The following is a 13,787-nucleotide window of genomic DNA, read 5'->3' as shown; positions in this document are numbered from 1 at the left end:
GGGAGAGGGTTAGGAGAGGGGGAGCCCGGTCAGCGCCCCCTCCCCCGGCCTCTCCCCGCAAGCGGGAGAGGGGAGAGTAGTTACGCCAAATCATCCAAAAAGGGTCACAAATAACGGTTGTTCTGTAACCGCAGCGTCATACTTCATGGGCACGCTGTTGTCGACTAGGCCAAGAGGTCAGGATTATGGAAACCCCGGGCACCCTTTTCTGTTTCGCCCACCGCGGCTACCGCCAGCGGGCCACTGAAAATACCCTGCAGGCCATAGAGCACGCACTGGAATTCGATATCGACGGTATCGAGATCGATATCTGGAATGTCGGCGGCCAGATACTGGTCAAACACGACCGTCGCCTCGGCCGCCTGATCGCCGGCAGCGAGCTGCTCACGGATATGTGCCCCAATGCTCTGCGCGAAAAACTGCTGCCCTGCGGCGGCCGTATTCCCACGCTGCGCGAAGTGCTGGAGCTGGTCTCCAACAACATACAGCTCAATATCGAGATCAAGGGCCCCAATTGCGCCGCGCTGGTGGCGCGGGAACTGGAATCCTACGTGCGCGACAACGGCGCCTGTTTCGAACAGTACCTGATCTCCTCCTTCGACCACCGCCAGGTCTACGAGAGCCTGCAACTACTGCCGGAAGTCCGCCGCGGCGCCCTCCTCGCCGGCATCCCCCTGGACCTAGCCGCCTGCGCCGAATCCCTCAAAGCCTACTCCATGCACCTAAGCCTGGAATTCGTAGACGCGGACCTGATCGCCGACGGCAAACGGCGCGGGCTGAAAAATTACGTGTACACGGTCAACAACGGAGAAGACCTGCACCTGGTCGCAGCCATGGGCGCCGACGGCGTCTTTACCGACGAGCCGCGGCTGATTATGGATTACAACGCGGGGGTTACTGCGGAGATGTTGATGCAGCAGCAGGGGCAGGCGAGTGATAGGGATTTGCCGCAGGCTCAATAAGTCCTGGCACTAAGCGTACAGGAATTCCTTTCTCAAGCTGGGCCAGGGCAGATCGGTCCCGATAAAGGCCGACTCTACCAAGATTTTTGAGGTGCTTTTTTGCCCGGAGGCGGGGTTTTCCGGAGCCGGATACAACAAGCCCCGGGCGCTTTCGCGTCCGGGGCTTGTTGCTTTTGGAGTGGCTGATGGCCGGATCAAGCCAGCACTTCCAGCCCCTTGCGGTCCACGATGTTCAGCAGCTTGAGCGAGGGGCCGTTGGGCTTTTTGGCCCCGATCTCCCATTTCTGTACTGTGGACTTGCTGGTGTTCAGGTAGAGGGCGAAGACGCCCTGGCTGGCCTTGGATTTTTTGCGGATGCGCCGGATCTGTGCGGCGGTGTATTCCTTCACCGGCGGCAGGCACAGGGCGTCGAACTCCTTGAGGGTGACTTCGTCCATCACCCCAGCCTTGCGCAGCTCTTGGGCGCTTTCGTGTACCACTTCCAGGATGGATTTATCCATCGTCATTCACCTCGATCAGTATGCCGGCTTTCACGGCCTTGACTATCTCTCTGTCGCTGTAGCCAAACAGGGTTTTGGCGTACAGTGCTTTTAACTCTTTGTCCTTGATGCTGGAGGAGGATTCTTGGACACCCATCAGATTCTTCAACCTGGCAGTCCATCACTTCGACTCCATCCACGGCACTTCCCGGCCCATATACGGGGCGCCGGGGTGTAACGCTCAGTCCTCACCCCGCGCCGGGCACGGTTTACCGTGTGACGCCCTCAGTGGCCGTTGGATCCGCCTGCGCGCTGGATCGAGCCTCCATCACCCGCAACAGGTTCAGCTCTATCCAGTCCGCCAGATCGGCCACCTTTCCCGCCACCTCCTCTCCCATAGGCGTCAGGCTGTACTCCACGAATGGCGGCACCACCGGGTGGGACACCCTCGATACGAAGCCGTCACGAGCCAGTGCCTGAAGGCTCTGCGCCAGCATCTTCTCACTGACACCGCCGATCTTCCGGCGCAGTTCGCCGAAGCGGTGCGTACCGCTGCGCAGCGCGATCAGGATCAGTACCCCCCAGCGGCTGCTCACATGATTGAGCACCTCGCGGGAGGGACAGGGCGCGGCGAACAAGCATCCCCGCCCGAAACGCTCGCTCAGGCCAATCGGCGGTTCCGCATCCAGTTTCTTGTTCATAGTACTTACCTTTTTGTGCGTACTTTCTAGAAGTTAGCATGAACGTTAGACTGGCTCCACTGATTTATTACGCACTCAAAAAGCAAAGGAGATAGACGATGATTGTGGTAACTGGTGCATCCGGCCAACTGGGCCGGCTGGTGATCGCCGAGCTGCTCAAGTCCGTACCCGCCGCCGAACTGGTCGCGGCGGTGCGCAATCCGGATAGCGTGGCTGACCTAGCCGCTCAGGGCGTAGAGGTGCGCAAAGCCGATTACAATGAGCCGGCCACGCTTAAGGCGGCATTCGAAGGGGCGAACAAAGTGCTGCTGATCTCCTCCAGCGAGGTCGGCCAACGTGCGCCTCAACACGCCAACGTAATCGAAGCGGCGAAAAAGGCCGAAGTGGGACTGCTGGTCTACACCAGCATCCTGCACGCCGACACCACCCCGCTACCGTTGGGGCTGGAGCATCGGCAGACCGAAGCGAAACTGGCCGGGTCCGGCCTCCCCCACGCGATCCTGCGCAACGGCTGGTACAGCGAGAACTATACCGCCGGCGTACCGGTGGCACTGCAGTTCGGAGCTGTCATGGGCTGCGCCGGCGACGGCCGCATCTCGTCCGCCTCACGGGCCGATTACGCCGCCGCGGCCGCGGCCGTACTCCTGGCCGAAGAGCAGGCCGGCAAGGTCTACGAACTGGCGGGGGACGACTTCTACACCCTGGGCGAGTTTGCAGCCGAAATCGCAGCGCAGTCCGGCAAGGCGATCAGCTACCAGGACCTGCCGGAAGCGGAGTACCAGCAGGCGCTGGTGGGCGCCGGACTGCCGGAACCGATCGCAACCCTGCTGGCCGAGTCCGATACCGGCGCCTCCAAAGGCGGCCTGTTCGACGACAGCAAACAGTTGAGCGCACTGATCGGTCGCCCGACCACGCCAATGGTCGAATCGATCCAACTGGCGCTGGCGTCACTGGGATAACCCACCAAAGGCCGGACCAGCGTCCGGCCTTTCCCGTGCGCGTATCCGCGTATCTACAGCAACAAGATTCTTGGACACCCATCACTAAAGACCAGGCCCCGACCCTCTTCACCATCATTGGGTGGTAAATTGGCGCCTATACCCCGCGCGCCATCCGTCTCCTTCGGTGAATTTCCACAGGTCTTGTCTCTCCCCCCATTCTGCCCCGAAAACCCACAGACCATCCTGGTCGGTAAGCAAGCCGAAATTGGAGCGCGGCGGCATGTTTGTGGGGATTTCTGCTTCTGTCCATACCTCTCCGTTTTCCGATACCCAGATATCGCCAGACGGGTTGCCGCTTCTATCCGTGCCACCGACCAGCCACAACTTGCCCCCATAGCTGGCAACTCTGTGCTCGATTCTGCCCCCAGGTAAAGGTATAGGGACAACCTGTTGCCACTGTTTTCCATCGCTGGAATACCACACGCCTCGACTATAGGTACCGTCGGATTCACGACCGCCAACCACCCAGAGCTTTCCGTCAAAACTGGCGACCTCATAATCTTTCAGCTCCGAGTATTCTGTTATGCCACTCTCACGCTGCCACTCTATCCCATTCGCAGAGGACCACACCTGGTTCTCTTCAGCCATCACACTGGCGACTTCGATGGTAGCCGTTCCAAACAGCCACAATCTGCCACCATGGACCAGGAACCTCCTGCTCTTCAGGACAGGCAGCTCCGAAGGCGGCACAACCTCACTCCAATGGATGCCATCTTCGGAGGACCACAGACCGAGGCCTGTAACTTGTCCTTGTTCAGACTTTGGAATACCAATTGCCCACAGCTTGCCGTTAAAGCTGGTCAATATACTTTCAAATGACGGGTTGAAATCGCCTGAAATTTCGTATTTTTCCCAGCTGAAACCATCTTCCGATGTCCAGATATAAGTATCTTCAATTTCTTCACTTGACCATTCGGGGTTATCGAAAGCCCAGTAGCTCCCCTTATGGGTGACAACAGTCTTTCTGTTTGTTCCCCGCACAATATTTCGCGGAAGCGGGTGATCAGATGACTCCTTTTTCCAATTGGTTGCATCAGCTGAAGAAAAGACACTGCTGACAGGCCCTACGTTACTGACTTCCCCGCCAGTCACCCAAAGCTTTTCCTTAAATACCTTGATTGAATGCAGCCAGGTTTCTACTACCTCACTATCTGTTTTCGTAAATTCCCATGATTCCCCAGCCCCTGTGGACCAGAATCCATACCCACCGAGTGGCCCCCATCCTCTGAACCAGAGTCTATCCATGAAGGAAACCACACCTTCAGCTACGGCATGCGCGGGTGCAGGTTCCGGCAACAGTTCCCAATCAATACCATTTTCCGATACCCACACCTCTGTGGCTTCGCGACGCCCCCAGCCTCCGAGCACCCAGATCCGATCCTGGTGAACGACCGCCACGTGATCGAAGCGGTTCGCAAAGGGCGTCTCTTCCACCTCTAACGTCCAGTTCGTGCCATCCTCTGAAGACCACACATCGGAATAATAAAAGTCCTCATCTTCCGCGAGCTCCCCGAAATTAACTCCTCCTATCAGCCATAACCTGCCATTGTGGCTAACTACCCGATGGTCCTTTCTCGGGGCAAACTCGGCGTTGTCCGTAATCTGCACCCAATTAATTCCGTCCTCAGTAGCCCAGACATCGTTCATTTCAGGGTCCGAGGTTACTATTCTCTTTCTCCTGTCCGAGCCCCCGATCACAAATAGTTTTCCCTCATGCACGGTTAAACTATGGCCACTTCTCTTGGGGAAATTGCTTTTCACCGGGTGCCATACCACCCCATCCTCTGTGGCCCATATAGACTCTTCACCCCTCCAGACGGCATTTCCGATTATCCAGAGTTTTTCCTTGAAGACGACAGATCCATGCTCTGACCGACGCAGAAAATGATGTGGCCAGGCGGACACCTGTATCTCATGCATGGAATCCTGCAGAGTATAGTATCCGGGCCTCTCCAGAGTCGCAGCGGTATCCACAACCTCTGTTCCTCCGATAACATCCACCTGCCCATTTTCACATGCCTGAAAATTTGCTATATCGCAATCCCTCTCGGAACTCCGGTAGAGATTCATACCTGTCGCAGCGGGGGATAACGAAACCAGCGTATCACTTTCTCCGGCCCAGGCAGTCATGCCTATGCTGGTTTCGATAACGTAGCTTGCCGTCGCGGACAGGTACTGCGGCCCTTCTTCCTGTACTGCTTCAATCGTAACGGTCCCCAGCGCATGTGCCTCCACCAGTCCACTGGCGTCGACCGTAGCGATGCCTGGATCGCTCGACGAATAGACAACGGTGCCATCTCCCAGTCCCGTAGCCGGATTGTGCAAGGTGCTCCCCACGGGTAGCCTTAACGGACCGGATTCGGTGAAGGTCAGTGTGTTCGATAACGCCTCCACTTCTACCGAGTAGCTCGCCGACGCCGACCTGTATTCCCCATCCTCGGCAATGGTGGCGGAAATAGAAGTGGTACCCGCGCCGATGGCGGTAACAGTACCTTCACTGTCCACCACCGCAACGAATTCATCATCGGACTCGTAACTAATGAGCCCGCTCCCGGGGGCACTCGCGGGATTTTCCTGCGTATCCCCAGGAACCATGTATAACGTATCCGGGGCTTCAAAGGTTAACTTCCGCTCCTTCAGCACAGGGGTAGAGGGAGGCGAGGGGGGATCATCTGACGTACTGCCGCCGCCTCCGCCACCACAGCCGGCGAGGAGGAAGCTCGAAAAAAGGATCAGGAGAAACTTCTTCACGCAGACCGAAATCAAAAAAGAATGTGGGCGAGACCAGTGACACGATAGGAAAGGCAAAAGCATGGAATTTCTCCCGAAAGGCAGACGTGAATCATTTCTTAATTATCCTGCAATCTAGCATGCAGGCCCGGCCTTCCTTTTGTTCTGTCGGGCTTTGGTGATTTCTTTTTAATGCAAAACTAAAGACCTAACCCCGGCCCTCGCCTACAACCCCCTCGATCACCATATACATTCCCCTAAAGATCGGCTTTCTGAAGAAGATAAAGCAAAGGTTCTTAGCTGTTATTCCCTTAAACTGTATTGTTTATACTTGATAAACATTAGGCAGCCTCGCCCCACCACCGTGGCAGCGGGACGAGGCTGCCTAATGGGTGACCCCTGACCCCTAGATGTAAATTGTAAGGCCTGACCCCGGCCCTCTGCGAGGCCTGACCCCGGCCCTCTGCGTGACCCCGGCCCTCTGCGTAAGGCCTGACCCCGGCCCTCTGCGCCACAAAGAGGGTCTTTTCGGTGCTCTATCCCCGCGGCCTACTGGCTCGCTGTCTACGCTTAACCGCCCGCGTCGCCACGGGACAGCCCAAGACTCGCTTCCGGGTGGTGACCAGCCTTGCCCGGGTGGGACTTGCACCCACGGGAAACCTACGCACAGTTTCCGTTAATCACCTCCTTGTTAATCAACTTCCCCTGCGCCTGAGCTTCGCTCGGCGCACTAAGGCCTGACCCCGGCCCTCCTGGAGATAGTGTGCGGTCTATCAAGATAGAAGCTGCCGCCCCCTCTACTGTCATTGGGACGCCTTTTAAATGGGTGTCCAATGCGTGCCACGTTTCCTTGATCCGTTTTTCCATAGTCAGAAACAGCTCTATGGGTGTTCTGTTTTGCTTACAAAAAAATTGAGAATGAAATAATGCCCTATTACTTTTACGGGATTACCGTCTTTTGCAGGAGGATGATATTGAGCCTCAGCGAAATACTTCTCGGCAGCATAACAAAAAGAAAACACTGGGCTACAATCAATGGCCTCAATATTTTTTGTATTCCCATCTTCATCAAGATCAAGTTTAACTAACGCCCAACCATCTTGTTTACTCTCTAACTGCTTTGTTGGATACAACACTTTAGGATTGTTTACAGGATCACCAACAGTTATCTGCCCCTTATTTAACTGATTTAGGCTGGGCTTAGCCTTTAAGGGTATTACATTGGAGACACACCCAGAAATAAAAGCCATTAGGGATATAAAAATTTTACTCTTCAACCTCTGGCCTATCATAAAGTTCATTCAGAATCTCCTGCCCTTCAGGGGTATACATCGGGTCGATAATATAATCATTAGTTATTTTATTTAAACCAGCTTCCGTAGATTTTTGGAGTGGTTTAGGTGCGATTTTGGATATAAATTTATTTTTAATTTTATTTGCAGCCTTAACATTTCGCTTTTCAACTTCTTTGATCGACATAACAGATTCATCAACCGATTCGAGAGCAGGATCATTGTCATAGGGCACATCTGCAGATTTAGCCCTATTAGATTTCGCCTTTTCAGTTGCGTCATAGAAACCTTGTCTACTTTCCCCATCAGGGTCCCACTCTTCAACTGTTGCACCACATGAAACTGCCCCCCCACACTCACTAAGGTCGGGTGTATTTTTCCTCCAATCCCAATCCTTATACGTAATCCTACCAACTGCGAATGCAAATGCAGCATAAACAGCCCCATTTGCAAATTTTCCACCAGTAGCCTCGGATACAGTGCCCCCAACAACAACACTACCCAAAAACTGAACAGGCCCAGACTGACCTTGAAGCACTCCGCTGGCATTGACCGCCGCTCCAACATAAGCGCTGACAAAGCCATGTCCAAACTTGCCTCCTTGTAAGACGCTGGTTATACCACCAACCACACCAAAGTAGAATGCCTCCGTTCCTGTCCAGCCACCGGCACCCAAGGAGGCCCCAAAATATCCCATAACGGCACCTGTAAACGCCGCTGTGGCTATCTGTTCGAAATCACCCCCTTGCGTAATCGCCTGGGCGGCGCTAGTAGTACCCATTGCCCACGCCCAGACCTCTGGTCCACAAGCCCCCTCACAAGCCACTGTCAGGACAACCGCAATAACAATCTTAACAGCGCTCCAGAAATCAATTTTGTAGCCTGACGAATCCGTATAGACCAGCGGATTATTCCGCACATAGCTGTACCGATTGTACATCTGCGTGTCAGAGGCCGCCTGGATAAACGGGTCCGCCTGCAGGAACCGGCCCAGCCTGGCATCGTAGATCCGCCCGTTCATATGGATCAGGCCCACTTGGTCCAGCATCTCGTGGCCGGTGTAGCCTCTTGTGGTGAGGCTGGTGTCGAAGCCGGTGAGATCCGCAGCGATCAGGACGGTCCAGTCCTGGGCGTTTCTTCTCTGGCCCCAGGGGTCGAAGGAAAGCTCCTGGATGACCGTGCCGCTCTTGTCGGTGATCACATCCACCGAGCCCAGGTGGTCCTTGTGCAGGTAGCGGCTGGTGCGACTTGTGCTGCCGTCGGATTCGGTGGACAGGGTGACGATAGCGCCGCCGGGGAGGTAGCGCTTGATTTCCCTCGACCCATCGGATTTGGTGATTTTTTCGACATTACCGATGTAGCGGGTTTCCGTTGTGTTATTGCTGCTGTCGGTGTCGATTCTGAGGTAGCGGCTCCTGTCGGGGCCGTACCGGAATTCGGTGGTGTGACCTCCCTTGGTGATGGTTTCGGGTTTGTCGAAGGTGGTGTAGACCAGGGTTCTGCCGCTGGAGTCGCTGGTCATATTGCCGTTGGCGTCGTAGCTGTAGGTGACGCCGTCGGAAGTGGCGCAGACGGCGTGAGGGCCGGCTTTTTGGTCACATTGCTCGTCGCTCTCGCTGTCTCCTGCGTAGTAGTAGTCGCCCACGTCGGACTTGTATTCGATATTGCCGAGGCCGTCGTATTCGACAATCTGCGCTTCCCGCTGCATTCCCTCGGCACTGACCTGGGCGCGCTTCAGGCGATTGAGGCCGTCGTACTGGAACTCCTCGAACAGGTTCTTGCCACCGCTGCGGTCGCGGCGGTTTTCCAGGTTGCCGAGATTGCTCCACTGATAGGTGAGGTCCTGGACCTGGGTGATGCCGAGCACCGAGGCGGTCTGGTGTTCGAGGCGGCCGGTGGCTGGGTCGTAGGTCCTGTCGGTGACTACGCCGTTACCCTGGCGGAAGCGGGTGACGTTGCCGCGTTCGTCCATGGCGAGGACGGTGTAGAAGTTTTCCCCGCTGGCCTGGTTGATGTTTTCCGCATCCACGACGGCTTCGAGGTAGCCGTATTGGTTGTAGACGTTTTCGGTGGCGCTGGAGCGCCAAGTGCCGTCGCCTCCAGCGTCGAACTGCTGGAAGACGCGGCCGTACTGGTCGTAGGTGGTGCGGGTCCAGTGGTCGTCGCCTTCTGCGAGGCTGGTGAGCTGGCTGTCGAGGCGGCCGAAGCGATCGTAACTCGGCACTTCGGCATAGTCGCTTTCGACGCCGATCACACCGGCAAGTGCGCCGGGCGGGACATCTTCCTCCCAGTGGGGGCTTCCGTCACCCTTGTTTCGATTATTGTTGTAGCTCCAGAGGGTTTCGCTTTCGATATTGCCATCGGTGTTCAGCTCCTCCGGGTCCTCGATATCACCGTTGCGGTAGTCGGTTCTCCGCTCCAAGCGGCCGAGGCGGTCGTATTCGTTGACGACCATCTGCCGCTTGGCGTCGATCTGCCACTCCAATTCGCCGAAGCCGTTGTAGCCGTAGTGCCACTCGCCCTTGTCCAGGTCGCTCATATACTCCTTGCGCCCGAGCTTGTCATAGCGCATTTCGGTGACGGTGCTGAGTCCGCCCTTGTCGCCTGTGCGGGTGGCGAAACGCAGATTACCCTGGGCGTCGTAGCGGTATTCCAGCTTGCCACCGAGGTTGTCTTTGACGAAGACCAGTTCGCCTTGTGCGTTTTTGGTCTCGGTCTTGGTGTGGCCCTCGGGGTTGGTGGTGACGGTTTTGTAGCCTTGATAGTCCACGTGGACATCGTGGGGCAGTCCATCGGTGCCGGTAATGCCGTTGTTGTTGAGGGTGCCCGGCAAGTCGGTGCCCACGACGCGGCCGAGGATGTCGTAGTCCATCGCCGTCCAGTACTGGGCACTGCCACTGTAGGGTTCGGATTTGCGACTGACGCGGCCGAGGTTGTCGTACTCGGTATCGGCATAGACCCAAGCGCCGTCGAAGCCGCGGGTAGCACTGCGGGTTTTCCGGCCCACGACGTCGAAGCAGGCCAGGGATTCGGCACCGCCGGCGTCTTTCGCCGTCTGCTGGTAGGCGCTGCCCGCGGGACAGTGGTCGCCGGGGGCGGACAGCAGAGTGATTGAGTGGGCTCCGGTCTGGTTGTATTCCAGAACCTTACGGCCGAAGGCGTCGTAGTCGAACAGGGTCTGGACGCCGGCGATGTCCTCCACCAGGGTGGGCTGGCCCAGTTCGTCGCGGGCCAGCACTCTGCTGGTTACCTGGCGGTAGGCGTTTTCCTCCGTTTCCAGATAGCGGCCCTGGCCGCCCTGGTAGGTCCAGCGGCTGCTGCGGGGCTCCTCGCCCGCAGTGGCCTGGGTGGCGGTTTCCTTGTTGCCGAAGTCGTCGTAGGTATAGGTGGAGGTGAGCCGCAGGGTGTCGTCATCCGGCTCGACTTTTTCCCACCACAGCAGGCCAGCCTCGGGGCCGTCCGGGTGGTAGTCGAAGCGGCTGATGCGCTTGACGCTATCCGTTGCGCCGTTTTCGGTGCGGGTGTGGATGACGATCGTCTCCACCAGGCGGCCCAGTTCCGGGTAGCCGGAGAGCATATGATCCGTATTGGCCAAGGTCAGGCTGCGGCCCTCGCCGTAGTCGTTCTCCGTGTCGGTGATGAAGGTGTCACCATTGGCGGCTAGAGTGGTGACGGTGATCCGTAGCGGATTGCCATGGTTGTCGTACTCGTTGACCGTGGTCACCGTCTTGAGTGGGTCGCCATCCGTGTTGCCGTTCAGGTCGTAGGTTTCCTCGATGCTCTCTGCAAGCCAGGGCTGGAGCGAGCCCAATTCGGCACTGCCATCTGCCAGTGCAGTGGCCCGCCAACCGGATTGCCAAGCTGCGCCGTTGGCCTTTTTGAGTTTCCAGGTATTGGTGGAGCGACTGAGCAGTTTACCGGCCGCGGTTTTCACCTCGGTGCTCAGGGGATACCCCCGGAAGGGGAAGTCCTGGCGGTAGGTGGTGGTGGTCACGACCCCGGTCTGTTCATCGACGGTACACAGCTTCTCGAAGCCAAGCAGGCCGCGGCCGCCAGCCTGGAGTTTGGCCTGGGCGTAGTGGTAGCTGATACTGCTGATGTCGTCGTCGCTGGCATCGCCGGCCGTGGGCGCACTGCTGTCCACGCGGGTGGCCACGTACATAGGGCCTATCAGTTCCAGGGTAGGGGAGAGTTTGCCCAAGCGGTCTTGGCCTTCCCAGCTGTCGTTCAGGGCGCTATAGAAAGACCCGGTACTGGCCACGCGGTATTCTCCGCCGCACTGCAGATTCACCTCCGGTTCGTCGTGGCTTTCAGTCGTGGTGTCCAGGACCAAGTGGGTGTAGTGGCCGCTGTTGGCGAGGGAGCCGTAGGCGATATCCGTTTCGGCACCCAGGCCGTTTGTGATTTTTTCGATGACATTGACAGGACCTAGGAAGCCGGTGGCTGGGTGTAGGACGGCGATATCGCTTTCAACCCGCACATAGTCAGTGACCCCATCGCCATCCATATCGGTGAACAGATGCAGGGCTTGCTCGTTGCCGCTGGTAATACGGAAGTCATCCGACCCGCTAAACTGCTGCTGCAACTCGTTCCAACGGCGCACTCGCAGTCGCCTTCGCCCTGCATCGTGCCAGACCAGATCCTGGTCGCCATCGTTATCGTAGTCGAACCACTGCAACTGGGCTTCTTCGGGCATGACGCCGAGGCTGACCGCGTCTTTGAAACTCTGGCCGGTGCTCAGGCGATAGTGGTAACGAGCCTTTTCCACCAGAGAATCGTCGTCATATGTATCGTCTTGCAGGATCAGGTCAGCAAGGCCGTCGCCATTAATGTCGGCGACATGAACTTTTTGCTTGAGGTCCCCGTGGCGCTCGAGCGCATCGACGCTAGAATCGCGATTTTTTGATTCGAAGTCTTCCCCAGACTGCCCGAAGTCCAGCAACTTGCCGCGGTTGACCAGCTGGTAACCACCCTGCGCATCGCCTTCGATGGATACCCGGTAGGCGCGGGTGTGCTGTTCCTGCAGCCAACCCGGCCGGCGACCTGTCCCCACCCGGGTCTTTTTGGTGTCGAATAGGATCAGATTGACGCGACCATCGCCGTTGAAGTCCCCAGCCGCGCCGGGGCTCAGATAATGCTCGCGGGACTGGTTGTCGGGGTCTTCCAATGTCCAGGATTCCAGCCCCTGGACCGTCAGCGGCTCCTTGGCGGCAAAGCGGTAGTAGTGGTGGGAACTGATAGGTTCATTCGGATCTATCTCCATCAGCCAGTAGCCATCGCTGCTGACAGCATCGACCAGGCCGTCGCCGTTAATATCGATAAAGCGCACGTCCTTGTCCTTCAGGCCCTCGGCCGCCAAGTAGTTGCTGCTCAGCTGCCAGTTACCGTTGCCTCTGGGGAGGGACAGGAGGATACGCCACTCCTCAGCTTTTTTCGCGTAAAAGGCCACGTCGGCGCGGCCGTCGCCGTTGTAATCCATCATTTCCCAGCGGTAGGGAGTCTTGCCCACATTGGCGGAGTCGCGGTAGGCGAGGCGTTCGAGACCGAAGCCACTTTCGTCGGCAAGGACATATCTGAAGTACTGGTCGTGGACCTCACCATCGTCATCCCAATCCGCTTCCAGCCAGATCAGGTCCATGCGCCCGTCGCCGTTGATATCCGCCGGACGCGCGCCCACGGCGGCGCGGTCGCGCTGGGTACTGAGGATGACGCTGTCCCTGACGCCGCCGGCAAAGCTGCCGGGCAGGGGCAGGCGCCAGTCGAAGACGGTGTCCGGCTGGCAGAGGGTGCCGTTGGGGCCGGCACACTGGCGGATGCGTTCGAGGCGACTGAGGTTGTCGCGGGGATCGCTCAGGTATTCCAGTGTGTAGCGGCGCACTTCCTGCAGGCCATTGCCGCTGTCATTCTGCACGCGAATGCCGCTTAGGCGTTTTTTGGTTTGCAGCAGTTCGCCCGCCAGGTAGCCGCTGATGGGGTCTTGCCGACCCTTATAGTCGAACACCATCTTGGCACCGGCGCTGCCGCCGCTGGTGTAGGCGTAGCGGATTTCGCTGATGCGGTGGCTGATATCGTGGTTAGGTTCGTCCCTGTCGACGTCCGCGGCGTAGACAAATTCGATAGGGTTCAGAGCACTGTCCTCGAAGCGGCTGATCCCCCAAGTCAAGGTGCGGGTCTTGTCTCCAACCATTACCCGCTGGCGGGAACGGTTGCCATCGCCGTAGTAGCTGATGGAGCCGTCCTTGCGCTCGACGGTGAAGTAGTCCGGGTGGCCGTCTGTGCCGCCGTGGGCTTTGATCAGGGCGAAGCTGTCGATCTCGGTGCGGTACAGGCTGCCGGGTTTTCCGTAGGTACCCTCTTCAACCGCCAGCAGCCGCTGGCCGTCCAGGCAGAAGCGGTCTTCGCCGCTCCAGGTGATGGCCTTGGCCTGTTTGTCCTGCCCCAGGGTCTGGCGGCAGCGGCTGATGGCGGAGAGGCCGCCCAGGGCCCAACCGTGGCCCACCAGGCCGTTGCCGCCCTGGCTGGAATAATTGAGGGAGAGTTCCGGGGCCACGCCGGCGGTGCCGGCGGGCAGGCTCAGGGGAATACTGTAGGTGGCCGCGCCGGATTCGTTGACGCGAAAGTC

General features: G+C 57.9%; 8 protein-coding genes. 2 read left to right on the top strand and 6 right to left on the bottom strand.

What is annotated here, in order from left to right:
* The first annotated feature begins 185 nt into the window (after window positions 1–185).
* Window positions 186–962, top strand: a complete 777-nt coding sequence (locus tag FHS09_RS00040) for a glycerophosphodiester phosphodiesterase (protein WP_183455506.1) — start codon at window positions 186–188, stop codon at window positions 960–962.
* Window positions 963–1,156: 194 nt separating this feature from the next.
* Here the strand turns inward: FHS09_RS00040 and FHS09_RS00035 are convergent, their stop codons facing one another.
* From FHS09_RS00035 to FHS09_RS00025, 3 genes are all read right to left on the bottom strand, one after another.
* Window positions 1,157–1,462 (bottom strand): helix-turn-helix domain-containing protein, encoded by a 306-nt coding sequence (locus FHS09_RS00035; RefSeq protein WP_183455505.1) that lies wholly within the window; start codon window positions 1,460–1,462, stop codon window positions 1,157–1,159.
* Window positions 1,455–1,598 (bottom strand): hypothetical protein, encoded by a 144-nt coding sequence (locus tag FHS09_RS00030; protein WP_183455504.1) that lies wholly within the window; start codon window positions 1,596–1,598, stop codon window positions 1,455–1,457. Before FHS09_RS00030 ends, FHS09_RS00035 begins: the two co-directional genes overlap by 8 nt.
* Window positions 1,599–1,710: 112 nt before the next feature.
* Window positions 1,711–2,142 carry a winged helix-turn-helix transcriptional regulator gene (locus FHS09_RS00025; protein ID WP_183455503.1) on the bottom strand — a complete coding sequence of 144 codons (432 nt, stop codon included), beginning with the start codon at window positions 2,140–2,142 and terminating at the stop codon, window positions 1,711–1,713.
* A 98-nt stretch (window positions 2,143–2,240) separates the two neighbouring features.
* Here FHS09_RS00025 and FHS09_RS00020 point away from each other — a divergent pair, with 98 nt between their 5' ends.
* Entirely contained in the window at window positions 2,241–3,101 is an 861-nt protein-coding gene (locus tag FHS09_RS00020; protein ID WP_183455502.1) for an SDR family oxidoreductase, read from the top strand.
* A gap of 114 nt (window positions 3,102–3,215) precedes the next feature.
* Here FHS09_RS00020 and FHS09_RS00015 read toward each other — a convergent pair whose 3' ends face one another.
* The 3 genes from FHS09_RS00015 to FHS09_RS00005 form a co-directional block, all read right to left on the bottom strand.
* Window positions 3,216–5,957 (bottom strand): Kelch repeat-containing protein, encoded by a 2,742-nt coding sequence (locus tag FHS09_RS00015; RefSeq protein ID WP_183455501.1) that lies wholly within the window; start codon window positions 5,955–5,957, stop codon window positions 3,216–3,218.
* A gap of 797 nt (window positions 5,958–6,754) precedes the next feature.
* Window positions 6,755–7,174, bottom strand: coding sequence for an energy transducer TonB (locus FHS09_RS00010; protein WP_183455500.1), 420 nt, complete (start codon window positions 7,172–7,174; stop codon window positions 6,755–6,757).
* Window positions 7,140–13,787 (bottom strand): FG-GAP-like repeat-containing protein (locus FHS09_RS00005; RefSeq protein WP_183455499.1); only part of this gene is annotated, 6,648 nt, incomplete at its 5' end. The genes FHS09_RS00005 and FHS09_RS00010, both read right to left, overlap by 35 nt.

Source organism: Microbulbifer rhizosphaerae (assembly GCF_014191725.1).
In the GTDB taxonomy this organism is placed as follows: Bacteria; Pseudomonadota; Gammaproteobacteria; order Pseudomonadales; family Cellvibrionaceae; genus Microbulbifer; species Microbulbifer rhizosphaerae.
Note: the sequence above shows the minus strand (reverse complement) of the source record. Positions and strands in the feature narration are given on the sequence as shown.